This is a genomic window from Streptomyces roseolus, from assembly GCF_014649855.1.
GTDB lineage: Bacteria > Actinomycetota > Actinomycetes > Streptomycetales > Streptomycetaceae > Streptomyces > Streptomyces roseolus.
The window spans coordinates 46,293-65,994 of the sequence record NZ_BMTV01000018.1; the positions used below are offsets into that span (position 1 = coordinate 46,293).

General features: G+C 74.8%; 17 protein-coding genes. 8 read left to right on the top strand and 9 right to left on the bottom strand.

From position 1 onward, the window contains the following. Positions 1 to 3 precede the first annotated feature (3 nt). A complete protein-coding gene (locus tag IE245_RS21580; protein ID WP_189950057.1) occupies positions 4 to 801 on the top strand; it encodes a sirohydrochlorin chelatase in 798 nt (265 codons plus the stop codon). Here the strand turns inward: IE245_RS21580 and IE245_RS21585 are convergent. Continuing rightward, on the bottom strand, positions 798 to 1,352 hold the full coding sequence (locus IE245_RS21585; RefSeq protein WP_189950059.1) for a DUF1697 domain-containing protein: 555 nt from the start codon (positions 1,350 to 1,352) through the stop codon (positions 798 to 800). The two genes, IE245_RS21580 and IE245_RS21585, sit on opposite strands and share 4 nt — an antisense overlap. A gap of 198 nt (positions 1,353 to 1,550) precedes the next feature. On the opposite strand from IE245_RS21585, the gene IE245_RS21590 reads away from it, so the two are divergent. Both IE245_RS21590 and IE245_RS21595 read left to right on the top strand, forming a co-directional pair. Then, a complete protein-coding gene (locus IE245_RS21590) occupies positions 1,551 to 2,408 on the top strand; it encodes a phosphotransferase (RefSeq protein ID WP_189950061.1) in 858 nt (285 codons plus the stop codon). Between the two features lie 92 nt (positions 2,409 to 2,500). After that, complete coding sequence (locus tag IE245_RS21595; protein WP_189950063.1) at positions 2,501 to 3,331, top strand: alpha/beta fold hydrolase; 831 nt, start codon at positions 2,501 to 2,503, stop codon at positions 3,329 to 3,331. A gap of 21 nt (positions 3,332 to 3,352) precedes the next feature. Here the strand turns inward: IE245_RS21595 and IE245_RS21600 are convergent, their stop codons facing one another. From IE245_RS21600 to IE245_RS21615, 4 genes are all read right to left on the bottom strand, one after another. After that, a complete protein-coding gene (locus tag IE245_RS21600) occupies positions 3,353 to 4,078 on the bottom strand; it encodes a 3'-5' exonuclease (protein ID WP_189950065.1) in 726 nt (241 codons plus the stop codon). An 89-nt stretch (positions 4,079 to 4,167) separates the two neighbouring features. Beyond that, positions 4,168 to 5,454 carry a DUF5919 domain-containing protein gene (locus IE245_RS21605; protein ID WP_189950067.1) on the bottom strand — a complete coding sequence of 429 codons (1,287 nt, stop codon included), beginning with the start codon at positions 5,452 to 5,454 and terminating at the stop codon, positions 4,168 to 4,170. A gap of 108 nt (positions 5,455 to 5,562) precedes the next feature. Next, positions 5,563 to 6,885, bottom strand: coding sequence for a copper amine oxidase (locus tag IE245_RS21610; protein ID WP_189950069.1), 1,323 nt, complete (start codon positions 6,883 to 6,885; stop codon positions 5,563 to 5,565). 68 nt (positions 6,886 to 6,953) lie between these two features. Then, positions 6,954 to 7,811 carry a Tat pathway signal sequence domain protein gene (locus IE245_RS21615; protein ID WP_189950070.1) on the bottom strand — a complete coding sequence of 286 codons (858 nt, stop codon included), beginning with the start codon at positions 7,809 to 7,811 and terminating at the stop codon, positions 6,954 to 6,956. 137 nt (positions 7,812 to 7,948) lie between these two features. Here IE245_RS21615 and glgX point away from each other — a divergent pair, with 137 nt between their 5' ends. Beyond that, positions 7,949 to 10,069, top strand: coding sequence for a glycogen debranching protein GlgX (glgX, locus tag IE245_RS21620; RefSeq protein WP_189950073.1), 2,121 nt, complete (start codon positions 7,949 to 7,951; stop codon positions 10,067 to 10,069). On the opposite strand, the gene IE245_RS21625 is transcribed toward glgX, so the two are convergent. Continuing rightward, complete coding sequence (locus tag IE245_RS21625; RefSeq protein WP_189950075.1) at positions 10,023 to 11,282, bottom strand: MFS transporter; 1,260 nt, start codon at positions 11,280 to 11,282, stop codon at positions 10,023 to 10,025. The two genes, glgX and IE245_RS21625, sit on opposite strands and share 47 nt — an antisense overlap. An 81-nt stretch (positions 11,283 to 11,363) precedes the next feature. Here IE245_RS21625 and treY point away from each other — a divergent pair, with 81 nt between their 5' ends. Together treY and IE245_RS21635 are read left to right on the top strand one after the other, a co-directional pair. Beyond that, positions 11,364 to 13,790: a malto-oligosyltrehalose synthase gene (treY, locus tag IE245_RS21630; RefSeq protein WP_189950077.1), complete on the top strand. Its 2,427-nt coding sequence runs from the start codon at positions 11,364 to 11,366 to the stop codon at positions 13,788 to 13,790. Positions 13,791 to 13,821: 31 nt separating this feature from the next. Continuing rightward, positions 13,822 to 14,040, top strand: coding sequence for a cytochrome c-type biogenesis protein (locus IE245_RS21635; RefSeq protein ID WP_189950079.1), 219 nt, complete (start codon positions 13,822 to 13,824; stop codon positions 14,038 to 14,040). 63 nt (positions 14,041 to 14,103) lie between these two features. On the opposite strand, the gene IE245_RS21640 is transcribed toward IE245_RS21635, so the two are convergent. From IE245_RS21640 to IE245_RS21650, 3 genes are all read right to left on the bottom strand, one after another. Continuing rightward, positions 14,104 to 14,592, bottom strand: coding sequence for a hypothetical protein (locus tag IE245_RS21640; protein ID WP_189950081.1), 489 nt, complete (start codon positions 14,590 to 14,592; stop codon positions 14,104 to 14,106). Positions 14,593 to 14,702: 110 nt separating this feature from the next. Next, complete coding sequence (locus IE245_RS21645; RefSeq protein WP_229851431.1) at positions 14,703 to 15,776, bottom strand: cytochrome P450; 1,074 nt, start codon at positions 15,774 to 15,776, stop codon at positions 14,703 to 14,705. Between the two features lie 398 nt (positions 15,777 to 16,174). Then, positions 16,175 to 16,723: an FHA domain-containing protein gene (locus tag IE245_RS21650; protein ID WP_189950083.1), complete on the bottom strand. Its 549-nt coding sequence runs from the start codon at positions 16,721 to 16,723 to the stop codon at positions 16,175 to 16,177. A gap of 177 nt (positions 16,724 to 16,900) precedes the next feature. Here IE245_RS21650 and IE245_RS21655 point away from each other — a divergent pair, with 177 nt between their 5' ends. Continuing rightward, positions 16,901 to 17,869 (top strand): GNAT family N-acetyltransferase, encoded by a 969-nt coding sequence (locus tag IE245_RS21655; protein ID WP_189950085.1) that lies wholly within the window; start codon positions 16,901 to 16,903, stop codon positions 17,867 to 17,869. Between the two features lie 80 nt (positions 17,870 to 17,949). Further along, positions 17,950 to 19,701 carry a malto-oligosyltrehalose trehalohydrolase gene (gene treZ, locus IE245_RS21660; RefSeq protein ID WP_189950086.1) on the top strand — a complete coding sequence of 584 codons (1,752 nt, stop codon included), beginning with the start codon at positions 17,950 to 17,952 and terminating at the stop codon, positions 19,699 to 19,701. The last annotated feature ends 1 nt before the right edge of the window (position 19,702 follow it).

Sequence of the window (19,702 nt, forward strand, 5' to 3'; positions counted from 1 at the left end):
CCGATGCGCACGTCCCCGGCCCTCCCGTCGCCCACCACCACCCTTTCAAGGAAGCGCTGCGCGCCCGCTCTCCTTGTCATCGCCCACGGCAGCCGCGACCCGCGGCACGCGGCGACCGTCCAGGCGCTGGTGCGCCGGGCCGGCGCGCTGCGGCCGGGGGCGCGGGTGGAGACCGCGTTCCTGGACTTCAACCTGCCGTCGGTGGCGGGCGTCCTGGACCGGCTCGCCGCCGAGGGGGTCCGGGACGTGGTGGCGCTGCCGCTGCTGCTGACCCGGGCCTTCCACGCGAAGGCCGACATCCCCGCCGTCCTGCGCCAGGCCCCCGCCTCCCTGCGGATCCGCCAAGCGGAGGTCCTGGGCCCGTCCCCGCTGCTCCTCGCGACGGTGGAACGGCGCCTGTACGAGGCCGGGCTCACGCCCGCCGACAAGAGCACCACCGGGGTCGTCCTGGCCTCGGCGGGCTCCACCGACCCGGAGGCGATCGCGGCGATCGCAGAAACGGCGCGGGAGCTGCGGCGCACCGGTTGGTGCTCCGTGCGACCCGCGTTCGCCTCCGCATCCCTTCCCCGGACCGGGGACGCGGTCCGCGCCCTGCGCGCCGAACCGGGCGTCCGCCGCGTGGCGGTGGCCCCGTACGTGATCGCCCCCGGCCGGCTCCCCGACCGCATCGCCGCCGGCGCGGCGGAGGCCGACGTCCTGGCGGACGTCCTCGGCCCCTCCCCCGAACTCGCCGCCCTCCTCGTGGAGCGCTACCAGGAGGCCCTCCGCGCCCCGGACCGGCTGGCGGTCGCGGCCGGTTAGGCGCCGGCCGTCAGTTCCACCAGTTTGCGGACGGTGTTCCAGTTGCGGGCGGTGGCGACGAGGCCCTTGGTGAGGGACGGGCGCATGACGGCTTCGGCGAGCTTGGAGCGGCCGAGGCCGTCCGGTGTGTAGAGGTACATCACGCGGTCGCCGAGCGCGAAGGCCTCGGGGGCGAAGGCTTCGGGGTCGACGGCGGCGAAGCGGTCGGGGGTGACCGGGGCGGAGTAGTAGACGGCGTGGAGCTGTTTGCCCTCCAGGCCGGCCGCCGGGAAGGGGCAGGCGTCGGCGACCGCGGTCAGATAGGCGGCGTCGCGGACCAGGCAGTCGCAGGCGAAGCCGAAGCGCTCTTCGACGGCCCGCTCGACGGCGGTGGCGAGGGTGGCCTCGGAGCCGGGTCCGTCGGTGGTGAAGACGGCGTTGCCGCTCTGGAGGTAGGTGCGGACGTCGCGGTGGCCGAGGCCTTCGAGGAGCTCGCGCAGTTCGGGCATGGGCAGCTTGCGGTGACCGCTCACGTTGATGCCGCGGAGGAGGAGCGCGTACGTCGTGGTCATGCGCCCCACCTTAGGGGTGCCACCGCGCCTCGTGGGGGGCGGCGCGGTGGCTGGATCGAACCCTTCCCGATGGGCGGGCGGGAACGGAAGGGCCGTCACGCAGTTGTGACTTATCAAACAAGGTTTCGTAATGACGGGGGGTGCGGCCGGGAGTGGGAGACTTCGGGCGAGGACGTACCACCTGGCAGGGAGAGAGTGATGGACGAGGCGAGGGCACGGGAGATCCTGGCGGCGGCGGGGCCGGCGGCCGGCGGGGCGCGGCTCCTCGCGCTGGGCGAGAACGCGGTCTTCGCGGTGGACGGCCTGGTCGTGAAGGTGGGCCGGTCCGCCGAGCTGTTCGAGCGGGCGGAGCGGGAGCTGGCGCTGGCCGGATGGCTCGCGGAGGCCGGGGTGCCGGCGGTGCGGGCGGCGGAGAAGGAGCCGCGTCTCGTCGAGGGGCATCCGCTGACCTTCTGGCACCCGCTGCCGGAGGCCGTCCGGCCTGCCGAGCCGCGCGACCTGGCGCCGCTGCTGCGGGCGGTGCACGCGCTGCCCGAGCCGGCGGGCCTCGTCCTGCCGCGGCGGGAACTGCTCGGCGGGGTGGAGCGGTGGCTGCGGCTGGCCGGCGGGGCGATCGACCCGGCGGACGCGGCCTTCCTGCGGGAGCGCCGGGACGCCTTCGCCCCGGCGGCCGCCGCGCTCACCCCGCACCTCGCCCCGGGCCCGATCCACGGCGACGCCCTGCCGCGCAACGTGATGGTGGGCCCGGACGGGCCGGTCCTGATGGACCTGGAGACCTTCTCCTCCGATCTGCGCGAGCACGACCTGGTGGTGCTCGCGCTCTCCCGGGACCGGTACGGCCTGGACCCGGCGGCCTACGACGCCTTCACCGGGGCGTACGGCTGGGACGTGCGGGAGTGGGAGGGGTGCGCGGTGCTGCGCGGGGCGCGGGAGACCGCGAGCTGCGCCTGGGTGGCCCAGCACGCGCCGCACAACCCGAAGGCGCTGGCCGAGTTCGAGCGGCGGGTGGCGTCGCTGCGGGAGGGCGATCCCGAGGTCCGCTGGTACCCCTTCTGACCGGTTTCCGTCGCCCTGTCGACTGGTCCGCGTTCCGCCCGGGCTGCCATCATGATCCTCGGCGAACGGACCGACGGGAACGGGGTGTTGTGATGCGCGTGCGGCTGTCCGAAGTGAGTCTCGACGTCGAGGTGAGCGGCGAGGGGCCGGTGGTCCTGCTCCTCCACGGCTTCCCCGACAGCCACCTCCTGTGGCGCCGTCAGGTCCCGGTGCTGAACGCCGCGGGCTACCGGACGGTCGCCCCGACGCTCCGCGGCTTCGGCGGTTCGGACCGTCCGGAGGGCGGCCCGGAGGCGTACAGCCCGGCGAAGCACGTCGGCGACATGCTGGAGCTCCTCGCGCACCTGGAGGTGGACCGCTTCCACGTGGTGGGCCACGACTGGGGGTCGGCCGTCGCGCAGGGGCTCGCCTCGGTGGCGCCGGAGCGGGTGCGGAGCCTGGGCCTGCTGTCGGTGGGGCACGTGACGGCGGTGCGGGGCGCGGGCTGGGAGCAGAAGCAGCGCTCCTGGTACATGCTGCTGTTCCAGCTGGCGGGGCTCGCGGAGGACTGGCTCTCCCGGGACGACTACGCCCAGCTGCGGGAGATGCTGGCCGAGCACGCGGACGCGGAGCAGGTGATCCAGGCGCTGCGCGCGCCGGGGGCGCTCACGGCCGCCCTGAACATCTACCGCTCGGGCTTCCCGGCGGAGGCGCAGTTCGGCCCGGAGGTCCCGGTGCCGCCGCTGCCCGCCGGGGTGCCGGTGATGGGCGTGTGGTCCACCGGGGACCGCTTCCTCACCGAGCGTTCGATGGAGCGGACGGGCGACGCGGTGAGTGGCACCTGGCGGTACGAGCGGGTCGAGGACGCGGGGCACTGGCTCCAGCTGGACCAGCCGGAGGCCCTGAACGACCTGCTGCTGTCGTTCCTCAAGGAGAACGCCTGAGCGACGGGGCGCGCGGCGCCGTCAGGAGGTCGCGGCCACCGGCTCGCCGCGCAGGGGCCAGACCGGGTCGACCACCGCGTCCCGGTCGCCCTTGCGCCGCAGGAAGTCCTGGAAGTTCTCGGCCCAGGCGCGGTACCAGCCGATCTGCCGCCGGTGCAGCTCGGCCGGGTCGAGGGCGGCGACCTGCGGGTGCCGCTCGGCTATCGCGAGGGCGACCCGGACGGCGGCGAGGGCGTCGGCGGACGCCTGGTGGGCCCGGGTGAGTTCCACGCCGTACTCGCCGCAGACCGCTTCCAGGGTGCGCTTGCCGCGCCGGTAGCGGTCGACGGCCCGGTCGATGGTGTACGGGTCGAGGACGGGGCCGATGCCGGCGCCGCCCGTCCGCTCGGCGAGCGAGGGCAGTCCGTGCCGGCGCAGCTCGGCGGAGAGCAGGCTGAGGTCGAAGGAGGCGTTGTACGCGACGACGGGGACGCCCCGGGCCCAGTAGCCGGTCAGGGTCTCGGCGACCTCGTCGGCGACCTCCCGGACCGGGCGGCCCTCGGCGGCGGCGCGCTCGCTGCTGATGCCGTGGATGGCCGAGGCCTGGTCGGGGATGCGGACGCCGGGGTCGGCGAGCCAGTCGCGCTGGCCGGTCACCGCGCCGCCCCGGACCTCGACGATCGACGCGGTGACGATGCGGGATTCGAGCGGGTCCGTCCCCGTCGTCTCCAGGTCGAAGCCGACCAGTGCTTCCCCATGCCAGGCCATCGGGTCCTCCTTACGTGATCTCCCCCGTGGTGCTCCCACCCTCGCACGCGCCTCTGACAACGCGGCCGAGGGGGCGGGGCACGGGGCTCTCAGGAAACGGGCCGGGAGTCCAGCCAGACGGACTCGAACTCCTCCCGGTAGGTCTCGAAGAGTCCGTGGTCCGCGTCACGTCCGGGGGTGCCGTGGCGGACGACGGTGCGGCCGCCGCCGCGCAGGACGAGGACGGGGGCCTCCATGCCGCGGGCCCTGCGGAGGTAGGACTGGACGACGCCGACGCCGTCGGGGCCGTCGCCGTCGACGAGGTAGGCGGTGAAGCGGGGGGTCTCGTCGAAGACGTGGATCTGGAAGGCGTCGGGGTCGCGGAGCTTGGAGCGGACCCGGCGCATGTGCAGGATGTTCATCTCGACGGAGCGGCTCAGCTCGCCCTTGCGGATGCCGAGCTCCCGCTCGCGGCGCTTGACGGCGCTGCTGGCGGGGTTGAGGAAGAGGAGCCGTATCCGGCAGCCGGACTCGGCGAGGCGGACCATGCGGCGGCCGGAGAAGTTCTGCACGAGCAGGTTCAGGCCTATGCCGGTGGCGTCGAGGCGGCGGGCGCCGCCGAAGAGGTCCTCGGCGGGCAGCTGGCGCTGGAGCCGGACGCGGTCGGGGTGGACGGAGACGACGTCGGCGTACCGGTCGCCGACGAGGTCCTCGACGGCGTCGACGGGGAGCCGGTCGGCGGAGGGGACGCCGGCGCCGCTGCCGAGGATCTCCAGGATGCGGGCGGAGGCCCGTTCGGCCTGGGCGAGGACGGTGGGCGAGAGGGCCCGGTTGCGGGAGACGACGTTGCGGGTCACCTCCAGTTCGTCGAGGGCGAGTTCGACCTCGCGCCGGTCGTCGAAGTAGGGCTCGAAGCAGGGCCAGTGCTGGACCATCAGCTCGCGGAGCTGGGGCAGGGTGAGGAAGGAGAGGACGTTGTCGTCGGCGGGGTCGAGGAGGTAGCCCTTGCGGCGGGAGACCTCGCGGACGGCGACGGCCCGGCGGACCCATTCCTGGCCGGCCGGGCCGGCCGCGGCGACGACCCACTCGTCGCCGTGGACGGGCTCGTAGACGGGCCTGAGGACGGCGGCGACGACGGCCCGCATCCGCTGTTCGACGAGATTGAGCCAGATGTAGGCGCGGCCGGCGCGCTGGGCGCGGGTGCGGACCTCGCTCCAGGCCTCGGCGCCCCAGTCGAGCTCGGCGCCGATCTCGACGGGGCGGGCCACCTGGACCGCGCCGGGGGGCGCGGTCGGTCCCGCGGGGAGGATCACCGTGGGTGGTTCCTCCCCGGGGCCGGCCGGTCCCCCCTCGTGACCCGCGTCCCCTGGGGGCAGCTCAAGGCCTCCCGAGCTCACCCGTGCACCGCCTTCTGCTCTGGACGCCCGTCCCGATTCTTCCGACAAGATCAAGGAAGGGTACTCCGCGAGCGGGAGGCGGTGCAGCAGGATCGTCCGGCGGCTTGCTCAACTCTGCGTCGGCGGCTGTCCGTTCTGGGAGGCGAGTTCGGACGGAGTGAGGGGATTCATAGCGGTTACGTCCCTGGGGGCGAGCTGGAAGCCCTGCCAGTGGACGGGCATGGGCTGCTGGTCCTCGTCCCGGGCGATGTGGTGGAACCCGATGTTGACCCAGACGGTCGGCTTGGTCAGCGTCTCCCCGTTCACCCACTTGTCCACGCTGTCGCCGGCGCCGGCCGGGCAGTTGCCGATGTTGTTGCTGGCGTACTGCTCGCAGGCGCGGGACTGGGTGAAGTAGACGTCGTGCCGGGTGAAGCCGCGGCCGGCGTGGGTGTCGGTGTGGCCGGGGACGATCTCGTAGCTGCGGGCGTGGCCGTCGGCGTTCTTGCCGGTGCCGCTGACCACCCGCCACCAGCGCATGTTCTTCGCGTCGCCGGCGAGCTCCTTGGTGACGGTGGTGCGCTTGGTGTGCACGGTGGGGCTGCCGTCGCCGGCGGGCGGGGTGACGGTGGAGTCGTACTGCTCGACGCGGTCGCGGCCGCCGTCGAGGCCGAAGTCGAGCTTCCAGAAGACGTTGTGGGCGTGGCTGGTGGCGTAGCCGCGGGCGCCCTTGCCGATGGGCCAGCCGCGGCCGTCGGTGGCGTTGTAGTCGACGGGCGAGAGGCTGCCGGTGGCGCCGACGTTGGCGCCTATGGTGCCGTCGGAGGAGAAGCGCCACTCGGAGATGTACTCGTACCAGCCGACCTTGTTGACGGTGTAGACGAGGAGGTCCTTGGCCTGGGCCTGGTAGACGCCGGCGCCGGAGTCGCTGGCCATGCGGTAGGCGTGGCCGCGGGCGCGGGTGGTGGTGCAGAGGCCCTTGACGGTGCCGACCTCGGGGACCTTGACGGAGGAGAGGGTGCCGCCGGGGCATTCGGCGGGCTTGAGGTCCTGGAGGCCCCAGCCGAAGCCGGCGCCGGTGAGGTCGTCGTACTCGGCGCCGCCGTCGTCGTACGGCACGTGGATCTGGGCGAGGCGGGCGGTGGTGAGGACGCGGACCGGGGCACCGCCGGGCGGCTGGTAGGTGACCCGGTCGAGGATCAGGCCGGCGTCGGTGCTGTAGCGCCAGCACATGTCCCAGGAGGCGCCGCCGTCGAGCTTCCCGGTGATGCGGTGGGCGGGCGAGCAGACGGCCGAGACCGGGGGCTTGGCGAGGGTGGGCCGGGGTCCGGGCGTGGGCGGCGGGGTGGGCGTCGGGGCGGGTGCCGCGGCGGCGGTGGCGGTGCCGAGGAAGGCGGTGGCCGCGAGGGCGGCGAGGATCCCCCTGGCTCGCCGGTGGAGCGGGCGGGTCATGCGGTCGTACTCCTTGCGTGCGGGCCCCGCGCAGGCGGGGCGGGTGGCGGAACGGCGGGCGGCGGTGGTCAGCCGACGCGGACGACGTTCTTCGCGGAGAGGTCGACGATGATGTTCCGGGTGTCGATCCAGGCGCCGTTGCGGACCTTGGTGACGAGCCGGACGCAGCGGTGTTCGCCGCAGCGGGAGAGCGCCTCGGGGACGTTCTTCTCGCGGTAGGTGCGGTAGACGTCGCCGTTGAACCAGAGCTGGTCGGCGCTGGTGAGTTCGGTGCCGGTGGCGTCCCGGTAGTCCTCCTTCACGCCCTTCCCGAGGGGGCTCGCGAGGATCAGTTCGAGGGCGGCGCGCAGTTCCTCGGGGTGGGCCGAGGGCTGCACCCCGCGCCGGGCGGCGGTGGTCTCGACCTTGCCCGTGGTCAGGTCGACGGTCCGGGTGACGAGCTCGTCGCGGGCGTAGTCGTAGAAGCGGACCTGGGCGCGGCGTTCGTTCTCCCGGCCCGGGGCCGGGTCGGCGAGTTCGGTGCCGAGGTGCTGCGGGCGGCCCCGGTCGCCGTCGACGTCCTGCCGGGCGGCGGAGTCGGGGGCGCCGAGGGCGAGCTGCCGGGCCCGGGCCAGTTCGTCGTCGGTCAGCGGATCGGTGCCGGTGCCCTTCGGGCCCTCGGCCGCGGGCGGTGCGACGGTGGCGGGGGCGAGCGCGGCGGCCCCCCGGCCGCCCGTTCCCTCCGCGCCTTCGGCGCCGTCCGTCCCCCGCGCGTCCCGGGCGCCGTCCGCCGGGGCGCTCCCGGAGCCGGCCGCGCGCGCGGCGGGCGAGTCGTCCGCCCCGGCCGTGCCCGGCAGGCTGATCGCGACCGCGACGGCGGTGCCCGTCACCGCCATGGCCGCTCCGGCCACCACCTTCCCCAGGTGGCGGCGCACTATTTCGTACACATTTCCCCCTCTATCCCCCGCTTGGCCTGCGGTCACCCGGTAGGACGGGGCGGGTTCCCGCGAGGTTGCGTGTCTTTCGGGCAGGATCTGGCCGAAGAGCACGCATGAACCCGGACAGAAGAGGAATATTCGTATCCATGCAGGTCTGGCCGGGACGGGCGTACCCCCTGGGCGCCACCTATGACGGAGCGGGCACCAACTTCGCGGTCTTCTCGGAGGCGGCGCACCGCGTGGAACTGTGTCTCATCGACGACGACGGCACGGAGACGTCCGTCGAACTGCGCGAGACGGACGCCTTCGTCCGCCACGCCTATCTGCCCGGTGTGATGCCGGGGCAGCGGTACGGCTTCCGGGTGCACGGGCCGTACGCGCCGGAGCGCGGCCTCCGGTGCAATCCGGCGAAGCTCCTCCTCGACCCGTACGCGCGGGCGATGTCGGGCGCGATCGACTGGGGCGAGGCGGTGTACGGGTACCCCTTCGGGCGCCCGGACGCGCGCAACGACCTGGACTCGGCGGGCCGGACGATGACCTCGGTCGTGGTGAACCCGTACTTCGACTGGGGCGACGACCGCCGGCCGCGCACCGAGTACCACCACACGGTGATCTACGAGGCCCACGTGAAGGGCCTGACCAAGCTGCACCCGGACCTTCCGGAGGAGCTGCGCGGCACCTACGCGGGGCTCGCGCACCCCTCGGTCATCGGCCACCTGAAGGAACTGGGCGTCACGGCGCTCGAACTGATGCCGGTGCACCAGTTCGTGAACGACCACCGGCTGGTGGACGCGGGCCTCTCGAACTACTGGGGCTACAACACGATCGGCTTCTTCGCCCCGCACAACGCCTACGCCTCCTGGGGCGACCGGGGCCAGCAGGTCCTGGAGTTCAAGTCGGCGGTGCGGGCCCTGCACCAGGCGGGCATCGAGGTCATCCTGGACGTGGTCTACAACCACACGGCGGAGGGCAACCACCTGGGCCCGACGCTCTCCCTGCGCGGCCTGGACAACCCCTCGTACTACCGGCTCGCCGACGACCCCCGGTACTACATGGACACCACCGGCACCGGGAACTCGCTGCTCATGCGGTCCCCGCACGTCCTCCAGATGATCATGGACAGTCTGCGGTACTGGGTGACCGAGATGCACGTGGACGGCTTCCGCTTCGACCTGGCGGCCACCCTGGCCCGGCAGTTCCACGAGGTGGACCGGCTGTCGTCCTTCTTCGACCTGGTGCAGCAGGACCCGGTGGTCAGCCAGGTGAAGCTGATCGCGGAGCCGTGGGACGTCGGCGAGGGCGGCTACCAGGTGGGGAACTTCCCGCCGCTGTGGACCGAGTGGAACGGCAAGTACCGGGACTGCGTACGGGACCTGTGGCGGGGCGAGCCGCGCACGCTGGCCGAGTTCGCGTCCCGGCTGACCGGCTCCTCCGACCTGTACCAGGACGACGGCCGGCGCCCGCTGGCCTCGGTCAACTTCGTGACCTGCCACGACGGCTTCACGCTGCGCGACCTGGTCTCGTACGACGAGAAGCACAACGAGGCCAACGGGGAGGGCAACCGGGACGGGGAGAGCCACAACCGGTCCTGGAACTGCGGGGCGGAGGGCGAGACCGACGACGTCGGGATCAAGGAGCTGCGGGCCCGGCAGATGCGCAACTTCCTGGCGACGCTGATGCTGTCGCAGGGCGTGCCGATGCTCAGCCACGGCGACGAGTTCGGCCGCACCCAGGGCGGCAACAACAACGCCTACTGCCAGGACAGCGAGCTGTCCTGGGTGGAGTGGCCGAAGGGCGACAGCGAGGCGGAGGCGACCCTGCTGCGCTTCACCCGGGCGATGGTGCGGCTCCGCCGCGAGCACCCGGTCTTCCGGCGCCGCCGCTTCTTCCACGGCCGGCCGGTGGAGGGCACCCACGACGAGCTCACCGACATCGCCTGGTTCACCCCGGAGGGCGAGGAGATGACCGCCCGCGACTGGCAGGCCGCGCACGCCCGGGCGCTGACCGTCTTCCTCAACGGCAACGCCATCTCCGAGCCCGGCCCGCAGGGTGAGCGGATCGCCGACGACTCCTTCCTGATGATGTTCAACGCCTCCTCGCAGGAGCTGGAGTTCGCGGTCCCGGACAGCCACGGGCGGTGCTGGCGGACGGTGGTGGACACCTCCGAGCCGGACGGGCTGCCGCCCCGGGAGGGACCGGAGATCGGGGCGGGCGAGCGCGTCACCCTCGCGCCGCTGAGCCTGACGGTGCTGCGCCGCCCGGCGTGACCCCGGCCCCGCGCGGCGCCCTCCCCGTCCGTACGGTCCAGGAGAGCGCCGCGCAGGCCACGGCCGCCCCCACCGCCACCGCGAAGGCGGCGGGGGCGCCGTGCCGTTCGGCGAGCCGCCCGGAGAGCGCCAGGGCGAGGGCCTGGCCTCCGACGATCCCGCTGGTGAGGAAGGCCATGGACTCGGCGAGCCGGCCGGCCGGGACGGACCGCTCGGTCAGCGCGAAGACCGTGATGAGGTGCGGGGCGTAGGCGGCGCCGAGCACGGTCACCACCACGTACAGGCCGGCGAGGGAGTCGACCGCGAGCAGCGGCAGGGAGAGCAGGACGAGTCCGGCGGTCGCGGCCCGCCAGCGGAGGGCGAGCCCGACCGTGGCGGGCAGGGCGGCGAGCGACAGGCCGACGGCGGCGCTCATCACGCCCATCGCCGCGTAGACGAGCCCGGCCTGGGCGGGCGCGCCGAGCCCGGCGGTGAGGGCGGTGATCCCGGCCTGGGAGGCGCCGAACATGGCGCCCTGGAGGACCATCGTCACCCGGAGGGCGTACGCGGAGCCGGGCAGCCGCGTCCGTTCGGCGGCGCCCGTGCGGGTGGCGGTGCCGTCCGGCGGGGGCGCGGCGGCGGAGGCGGTCGGGTGGAGCGCGAAGCCGGTGCCGCAGAGCGCGAGGAGCAGGGCCGCGCCGAGCAGCGCGGCGCCGGGGTGGGCGAGGGCGGCGGCGAGGCCGACGAGCGCGGGGCCGAGGACGAAGGAGACCTCGTCGAGGGTGCCCTCGAAGGAGAGGACCGTGCCCACGGTCCGGTCGTCGGCGCCGGCGCGGCGGGCGAGCGCCACCGAGCGGGTCCGGGCGAGCGGGCCGATCTGCGGGACGGTCGCCCCGGCGAGCAGCGCCAGCGGCACGAGGAGCCCGGTGGGGGCGTCGGCGACGGAGGCGAGGACGAGGGCGGCGACCGCGAGGGCGTTGGCGAGGGAGGCGGCGAGGACGGGGCCGCGCTGGCCGCGCCGGTCCGCGAGCCGGCCGAGCAGCGGGCCCGCGACGGTCTGCCCGGCGGCCAGCGCGCCGCCCGCGAGCCCCGCCGTGGCGAGCGAGCCGCTGGTCTCGGCGACCAGCAGCACGCTGCCGAGCTGGCACATCGCGGTGGGCAGCCGGCCGAGGAAGGAGAGGACCGGAAGGGCGGGGCCGAGCAGGGAGAGGGTGTCGCGGTACGTCCGGAGCATCGGCCGAAAGTAACCCGATACCCCCGAACGGGTGCATCGGGTGATGACACGGAAGCTTCCGTACGGGGTACGTACGTTCGCATGACGCCCAACCCGTCCGCACACCCGCCGTCCGACCGCCGCCCGTCCGACGGCACGCCGTCCGCCGCCGCGTCCGGGCCGCCCGCCGCGTCCGCCCGGCCGGGGCCGCCCGTCGTCCCCCGCGCCACCTACCGGCTCCAGCTCCAGCCCGCGTTCCCGTTCGCCGCCGCCGAGCGGGTGGTGCCGCACCTGGCCGGGCTCGGCGTCTCCCATCTGCACCTCTCCCCGGTCCTGGAGGCGGTGCCCGGTTCCGCCCACGGGTACGACGTCACCGACCACCGGGCCGTCCGGGCGGAGCTGGGCGGCGAGGCGGGGCTGCGGGCGCTCGCCGCGACCGCCCGCGCGCACGGACTCGGCCTGGTGGTGGACCTGGTGCCCAACCACATGGCGGCCTCGCCGCGCCACAACCACGCGCTGCGGGAGGTGCTGCGGCACGGCCCCGACTCCCCGTACGCCCGCTGGTTCGACGTCGACCGGTCCGCCGGGGACGGCAGGATCCTGCTGCCGGTGCTGCCCGCCCGGCTCCCGGAGGTGCGGGACCGGCTGCGGGTCGAGGACGGCGTGCTCCGCCTGGACGGGCAGGAGTTCCCGCTCCGGCCCGGCACCGAGCACCTGCCGCTGGACGACCTCCTCGACCGCCAGCACTACCGCCTCGGCTGGTGGCGGCTCGCCCGCACCGAACTGGGCTACCGGCGCTTCTTCACCGTCTCGGACCTGATCGGGGTGCGGGTGGAGGACCCGGAGGTGTTCCGGGAGACCCACGCGACGATCCTGCGGCTGGTCGCCGACGGGGTGATCGAGGGGCTGCGGATCGACCACCCGGACGGACTCGCCGACCCCCAGGGCTACTTGGAGCGGCTCTCGGCGGAGACCGGCGGCCGGTGCTGGATCGTCGTCGAGAAGATCCTCACCGGGGACGAGACCCTGCCGGCCTCCTGGCCGGTGGCCGGCACCACCGGCTACGACGCACTGCGCCTGGTCGACGGCGTCCTCACGGACGCGGCCGGGGCGGCGGAGCTCGCCGACCTGTACCGCGCGTTCACCGGCCGGGCCGGGGACCGGGGCGGGGCGTGGGAGGCGACCGCCCGGCGCGCCGCGTACGAGGTGGTGCGGCACGACCTGGCGGCCGAGACGAACCGGCTGACCCGGGAGGCGGTACGGCTCTGCGCGGCCCGGCCCGAGCACCACGACCACGCGCCCTGGGCGCTGCGGACCGCGATCGAGGAGCTCCTCGTCCGCGTGCCGGTCTACCGGCCCTACGACGCCGGCGACGCCGGGCGCCTCCTCACCCCCGAGGTCGTCCGGGGCGCGCGGGCGGCCTTCGCCGTCCCGGAGGAGGCCGCCGCGGTGGACGCCGTACGGGAGCTGCTCCTCGGCGACTCCCCCGAACTCGGCCGGTTCCGGGCCAGGTTCGCGCAGACGTCCTCGGCGCTGCGGGCCAAGTCCACCGAGGACACCGCCTTCTACCGGTACGCGCCCCTGCTCTCGGCCAACGAGGTCGGCGGGGATCCGGGCCGGCCGGCCGTCGGGGTCGAGGAGTTCCACGCGGCCTGCGCCCGGCTCGCCCGCGACTGGCCGGCGACCGGCACGGTCCTCACCACCCATGACACCAAGCGCAGCGCGGACGTGCGGGCGGCGATCGCGGTGCTCGCCCAGTGCCCGGACGTGTGGGCCGGTCTGCTGGCCGAGGTCGCCGGGGTCCCGGTGCCGGACCCGCACCTGGCGTGGACGGTGTGGCAGACCGCCTTCGGCTTCGGCGCCCCGGACCCGGACCGGATCGGCCCGGCGGTGCTCAAGGCCGTGCGGGAGGAGGGGCTGCGGACGTCCTGGACCGAGCAGGACCCGGCGTACGAGCGGGCGGTGGCCGAGTTCACGGCGGCCGGGCCCGGCCGGGTGCCGTTGCGGGCGGCGTCCGAGGCCGCGTTCGCCCTGGAGCCGCACATCCGGGCCCAGGCGGACGGCGCGGCCCTGGTGCAGCTGACCATGCCGGGCGTGCCGGAGCTGTACCAGGCCACCGAGCGGGAGTACCGGGCACTCGTCGACCCCGACAACCGCGCGCCGTACGAGCCGGGTCCCGACGACGGCCGGACGGCGCTGGTGCGGGCCGCCCTCGGGCTGCGCCGCGAACGCCCGGCGGCCTTCGGTCCCGGCGGCGGCCACACCCCGCTGGTCGCCGAGGGCCCGGCGGCCGCGCACTGCCTGGCCTTCGCCCGCGGGGGGCAGGTGGTGACGGCGGTGACCCGGCTGTCGCTGCGGCTCGCGGAGGCGGGCGGCTGGCGGGACACCGAGCTGGTGCTGCCGGAGGGACGGTGGGCCGATGTCCTGGACGGCGTCAGGGAGTTCACCGGGGGCCCGGAGAGCGAGCTGAAGCTGGCGGAGCTCTTCGCCGACCGTCCGGTCGCCCTCCTCGCGAGGATCACGGAGTGACCGCATACTGACGGGACGAGAAGGGGGAACGATGGCACTGATGCTGCTGTTCGGGGCGCTGGGGGGCGCCGTCACCGCGCTGATCGTGGTGCTGCTGCGCCGGGGCCGGTCCGACACGGAGACCGCGGAGGGCCTGCGCATCGAGGAACGGGCGCGCCTTCAGGCGTCCATGGACCGGGTGTCGTACAACTCCTTCGCGGTGCACAACGCGCCGCCGACGCAGTCCGACTCCTACCGGCCGCACCACTGAGGCGGGGGCGGAGCACAGGTGGGCGGGGCACCGGCGCACGGCCGGTGCCCCGCCCGCCTCGGATCAGATCCGGCTGGCGCGGTCGACCTCGCACTTGGTGTACTCGGAACCGTCGCCGCTGCCCAGGTACGGGGTGGTCAGCTCGGCCTCCACGGAGGAGCCCGCGGTGACCGCGATGCCGGCCTTGAAGGCGGTCCTCGTGACCGCGCCGCTGCCGGTGAACTTCATGGTCACGCTGTAGTCGTAGTCCAGCGAACCGTCGTTCTTGACCGTGATCCTGGCGGTCAGCTTCTTCGTGGCGGCGTCGTAGGCGCACTTGTCGATGGTGATGTCGCGGACCGCCTTGTCGGCGCTGCCGCCGCCACCGGGCACGGAGACGCCCCCGGAACCGCTGCTGCTGTCGCTGTCGCTGTGGCTGCCGCCGCCACCCGAGCTGGAGCTCGAACCGGAGCTGTTGTTGTCGCAACCGCCGCCACCGGAACCGCGGGCGCCGGTGAGGGCGAGGACGGCGATGCCGAAGACGGCGATCGCGCGGGCATGACGAAGCTTCACGTGTTTCTTCCCCGTTGGACGTGATTCATCAGAGGGCTCGGCAGGGAGCCATGCAGAATGGCCCGCTTGACGAGCGCACGTCACCCTAGCAGCGCCGCGGGGGTCTCGTTTCAGCCGTTCGGCAGGACGTCGAGGGTGCGCGGGGCACGGGTGATCAGACCGGTCGACACCGGGCGGAAGCCGTCCGCGAGGCGCAGCCGGGGCATCGCCTCGAACAGCGCGCGGAGGCCGTACTCGGCCTCCAGACCGGCCAGGATCACCGCCGGGCAGAAGCCGGAGCCGTACGTGAGCTGGCCGGGGTCGTCACGGAGCGGGTCGAAACGGTCCGGCTCGCGGAACCGCTCCGGGTCCCGTCCGGCCGCGCCGACGAGCAGCGCCACCGAGGAGCCGCCCGGCAGGATCCCGCCACTCACGGGGACGTCCTCGCGGGTGCGCCGCACGGCGATCTGCACCGGCGGGTCGCGGCGCAGCGACTCCGACCACGCCCGCGCCACCAGGGCCGTGGGGGCGTCCCGCAGGGCGGCGACCTGGTCGGGATCGGTGAGGACGTTGCCGAGGAAGGAGGCCAGCGCCTTCTCGCGGACGGCGATCTGCCCGCCGCACTCGCCGGCGAGGGCGGTCGCGGCCCGGCCCCTGACCAGCCGCATCATGTCCCGGTACGGGACGCCGACGGCGGCGGCGACGGTCCCGGCGGGCAGCCAGTGGCAGAAGTCGGCGACGAGGTCGGCGCGGGGCCGGTCGGCGATCCGCCGGGCGAGGACGTGGGCGGTGCGCTCGGCGACGGACCGCAGTTCGGCGAGGTCCACGTCGACGTGGGCGCGCGCGCAGGCGGGGTCGCCGGGCCGGTGCCCGTGGGTGAAGCGGGCGTCGGTGAGGGCGGTGGCCACGTCCGCGTACCGGCTCAGCACCCAGGCCCGCAGCAGCGGGTCGTAGGTGAGCGGGAACTCCTCCCGCAGCCGCCGGAAGACGGGGTACGGATCGGTCGCCGCGCCGGGGTCCAGCGGGCTGGGCGCGACGGTCCGGCCGCCGGGCGGCACGGGCGCCCCGGCCGCCGGGTCGGCGACGCTCCGCACCCGGCCGGGCGCGGCGGCGCCGGTCCGCCCGCCGGGCGCCATGGCCGGCGGCCGCCGGAGTCCGGTGACGCGGGGGGTGCGGGAGGGGTCGGGGGTCCGGTCGTCGCGCATCGTGCCCCCAGGGTCGGGTCGGTCGGCGGTGGGTCACCCCAGCCCATCACCGGCGGGGGCGCGGCGCTCGTCGCGTACCGCCGATCGGGTGAAGCGGCACGGCCCTGACCAGGCCCGGAACAAGTCCTCGGCCGACCGGTGGACGAACGGCCGGAACGGTCTCGGCACGACCGGCGGACGGTGACGGCAGGCCGGGCACGACCGGCGGACGCCCGACGCGAGCCCGGCACGACCGGCGGATGCCCAGGGCAGGACCGGCCCACCGACAGGTGGACGCCCGACGCGAGCCCGACGCGAGCCCGGCACGACCGGCGGACGGCCCAGGCGGGACCGGCCCACCGACAGGTGGACGCCGGGGGCGGGACCGGGGCGCCTGCCGGCCGGAGGCCGGAGCGGGCTCAGTCGACCGACAGGCGGAAGGTCATCTCGCCGAAGCCGACGACGTCCCCGGCCCGCACCACCACCGCGCCGACGACGCGGCGGCCGTTGACCGTCGTGCCGTTGGTGGAGCCCAGGTCGCGCAGGACCCAGAGTCCGTCCTGGAGGGAGAGTTCGGCGTGCAGGCGGGAGGCGGTCTCGTGGCTGAGCCGCAGCCCGTTCACCGGGTCCCGGCCGATGCGCAGCGGGTACGGCCCCGGCTGCGGCAGCAGCAGCTTCGGGAGCCGCTCGGAGTGCCAGGCCCGGCCGATGCGCGCGGTGAACGCCGACATCCGCTCGACCGCGCCGACCACCCGCCGGGTCCAGGTGCCCTCGCCGCGCAGGTCGGCGGTGAGCACGTCGAGTTCGTCGGGGCGGCGGGCCTGGAGCGCCCGCTCCATCCGGAAGAGGAAGGTGTCGTGCGAGAGACGTCCCTGTGCGGCGCCCTCCCGGAGCAGGCCCAGGGCACGGTCCCGCTCGGCGTCGGTCAGCCGGGGGGCGTGCGCGGGGGGCTCGTAAGGGGTCGTCACACCGTGATTGTCCGCGTGGCCGGGCCGCACTGTCCAGAAGCCTCCGTACCAGGACCGTCACCGCTTCCGTGCGCCTCCCGCACGAGCATGAGGACGCGGAAATCCGTGCGGCCGTTCCCCGGGATCGCTGTTACGGTCTGCGGGCTCGCTCACCTGTACCCCTGGGGGAACCACCGCATGACCGACGACCTCGTCGTCCGCCCGCTCACCGGGCCGGAGGAGCTGGACCTCTTCCTCGGCCTCGCCTACACGCTCGACGACGAACTCGCCGACGACCTCGGCTCCGGCCGCCGCCGCCCCGACTGGATGTGGGTGGCCCTCCGCGACGGCCGCCTGCTCGGCCGGATCGCCTGGTGGACCGACAAGGACGGGGGCGAGCCGCTCGCCCTCGACTTCTTCGACCTCGCCCCCGAGCTCCCGGCCGGGGAGGCCGAGGAGGTGGGCCGGCGGCTCCTCGCCGCCGCGCTGCCCGCCGTCGTCCCGGCCGGCACCGTGCCGCCGGAGTTCAACCGCTACCTGCCGCCGGACTGGCGCGAGGTGCCGGAGACCCGCGACCGCGTCGAGCTGCTGCTCTCGCTGCTCGCGGAGACGGGCGCCCGGCCGCTGGTGGAGCGGCTGCGCCTGGAGTGGCGGGCGGGGACGCCGATCGCGGAGCCCACCGGCCGGCTCGTGTTCCGGCCGGTCCGGGACCGCGAGGACCTGCTCGCCCTGATGACGCCGGTGATGGACGGCACCCTCGACGCCCACGGGCAGGCCGACCTGGCCGAGGGGCTGTCGCTGCGGGAGGCCGCCGAGCGGCACTACGACGAGGAGTTCCCGCACTACACCACGCCCCGCGAGTGGTGGCGGGTGGCCGAACTGCCGGGCACCGGCGAGCCGGTCGGCTTCGTGATCCCCGCCCGCAACAACTACAACCCGATCATCGCCTACATCGGCGTGCTCCCCGCCCACCGGGGCAAGGGCCACATCGACGAGATCCTCGCCGAGGGCACCCGGATCCTCGCCGCGCAGGACGTGCCGCGCGTCCGGGCCGCGACCGACCTGGGGAACGTCCCGATGGCGGCGGCCTTCGCCCGCGCCGGGTACGTCAACTTCCAGCGCCAGATCGACTACGTGTGGGACGCGCCGGGCGCGTCGCGGTCCTGACTGCCAGGATGGGAGTGATCCACCGGCCGTGACGCCGGCCGTACCGATCGACCGTATCGCCGTCTGCGAGGAGAACCACCGTGCTCTTCGAGGTGTGGGCGCCGCACGCCCGCGACCGGGTGACCCTGGAGCTGAACGGCGCCGGGCACCCCCTGGAACGGGACGCCCTGCGGGAGGGCTGGTGGACCGGCACCGTGCCGGCCGCCGACGGCGACCGGTACGGCTTCCGGCTCGACGACGGGCCCGTCCTGCCCGATCCGCGCGGCCGCAGGCTGCCGGACGGACCGCACGGGCTCAGCGCCGTCGTCGACCACACGGCCCACACGTGGCTCCACGAGCCGCCCCGGCTGCGGCTGCGCGGCGCGGTCCTGTACGAGCTCCACGTGGGCACCTTCACCCCGGAGGGCACCCTCGACGCGGCGGCGGCCCGGCTCGGGGAGCTCGCCGGGCTCGGGATCACCCATGTGGAGCTGATGCCGCTCTGCCCGTTCCCCGGGACGCACGGCTGGGGGTACGACGGGGTGGCGCCGTGGGCGGTCCACGAGCCGTACGGCGGCCCGGCGGCGCTGAAGCGCTTCACGGACACCGCGCACGGCCTCGGCATGGGCGTGGTCCTGGACGTGGTCCACAACCACCTGGGCCCCTCCGGCAATTACCTCCCGCCCTTCGGGCCGTACTTCACCGACAGCCACCACACCCCGTGGGGCGCGGCGGTGAACCTGGACGCGGCCGGTTCCGACGAGGTGCGGGCGTACTTCCTCGGCAGCGCGCTCGCCTGGCTGCGGGACTACCGGATCGACGGGCTGCGGCTCGACGCGGTGCACGCGCTCGCCGACGACCGGGCCCTCACCTTCCTGGAGGAACTGTCGGCGGCGGTCGACGAGTTGGCGAAGGAGCAGGGCCGCCAGCACTTCCTGATCGCCGAGTCCGACCTGGCCGACCCGCGCACCACCACCCCGCGCGCGCTCGGCGGCCTCGGCCTGCACGCGCAGTGGAACGACGACTTCCACCACGCCCTGCACTGCGCGCTGACCGGCGAGTCCCAGGGCTACTACGCGGACTTCGCGCGCGCCCCGATGGCGGCGCTCGCCAAGACCCTGACCCGGGTCTTCTTCCACGACGGCACGTACTCGTCCTTCCGGGGCCGCCACCACGGGCGCCCGGTCGACCGGGAGCGCACCCCCGCCCACCGCTTCCTCGGCTACGCCCAGACCCACGACCAGATCGGCAACAGGGCACTCGGCGACCGCCTTTCGTCCTCCCTCTCCCCCGGTCTGCTGGCCTGCGCGGCGACGCTCGTCCTCACCGGGCCTTCGGTGCCGATGCTCTTCATGGGCGAGGAGTGGGGGGCCCGCACGCCCTGGCAGTACTTCACCGACCACACCGACCCGGAGCTCGCGGAGGCCGTACGGAAGGGCAGGCGGCGGGAGTTCGCGGCGCACGGCTGGGACGAGGGCGAGGTGCCCGACCCGCAGGACCCGGCGACCCGGGACCGCTCGGTCCTGGACCGTACGGAGCGGGAGCGCGACCCGCACCGCCGGCTCCTCGCCTGGCACCGCGAGCTGATCGCCCTGCGCCGCACCCTCCCCGACCTCACCGACCCGGACCTGGGCGGGGTGAAGGCCGCCTTCGACGAGGAGGGCCGCTGGCTGGTCTTCCGGCGCGGTGACGTGCGGGTGGCGGTGAACCTGGGCGAGGAGCCGGCCGAGATCCCGCTGGGTTCCAACGGCCGCGACCGGGTCCTGGCGGCCTGGAACCCGGTCGAGGCGCCCGGCCGGGACGGGCTGCTGCGCCTCGGCGGCGAGTCGGCGGTGGTGCTCGCCGACGGTTAGC

Coding starts and splice junctions, on each gene's coding strand:
- IE245_RS21645 (WP_229851431.1), bottom strand. CDS start 15,776: ATGCGCGACGACCGGACCCCCGACCCCTCCCGCACCCCCCGCGTCACC.
- IE245_RS21635 (WP_189950079.1), top strand. CDS start 13,822: ATGGCACTGATGCTGCTGTTCGGGGCGCTGGGGGGCGCCGTCACCGCG.
- IE245_RS21585 (WP_189950059.1), bottom strand. CDS start 1,352: ATGACCACGACGTACGCGCTCCTCCTCCGCGGCATCAACGTGAGCGGT.
- IE245_RS21625 (WP_189950075.1), bottom strand. CDS start 11,282: ATGCTCCGGACGTACCGCGACACCCTCTCCCTGCTCGGCCCCGCCCTT.
- IE245_RS21590 (WP_189950061.1), top strand. CDS start 1,551: ATGGACGAGGCGAGGGCACGGGAGATCCTGGCGGCGGCGGGGCCGGCG.
- glgX (WP_189950073.1), top strand. CDS start 7,949: ATGCAGGTCTGGCCGGGACGGGCGTACCCCCTGGGCGCCACCTATGAC.
- IE245_RS21610 (WP_189950069.1), bottom strand. CDS start 6,885: ATGACCCGCCCGCTCCACCGGCGAGCCAGGGGGATCCTCGCCGCCCTC.
- IE245_RS21580 (WP_189950057.1), top strand. CDS start 4: ATGCGCACGTCCCCGGCCCTCCCGTCGCCCACCACCACCCTTTCAAGG.
- IE245_RS21595 (WP_189950063.1), top strand. CDS start 2,501: ATGCGCGTGCGGCTGTCCGAAGTGAGTCTCGACGTCGAGGTGAGCGGC.
- IE245_RS21600 (WP_189950065.1), bottom strand. CDS start 4,078: ATGGCCTGGCATGGGGAAGCACTGGTCGGCTTCGACCTGGAGACGACG.
- treY (WP_189950077.1), top strand. CDS start 11,364: ATGACGCCCAACCCGTCCGCACACCCGCCGTCCGACCGCCGCCCGTCC.
- IE245_RS21655 (WP_189950085.1), top strand. CDS start 16,901: ATGACCGACGACCTCGTCGTCCGCCCGCTCACCGGGCCGGAGGAGCTG.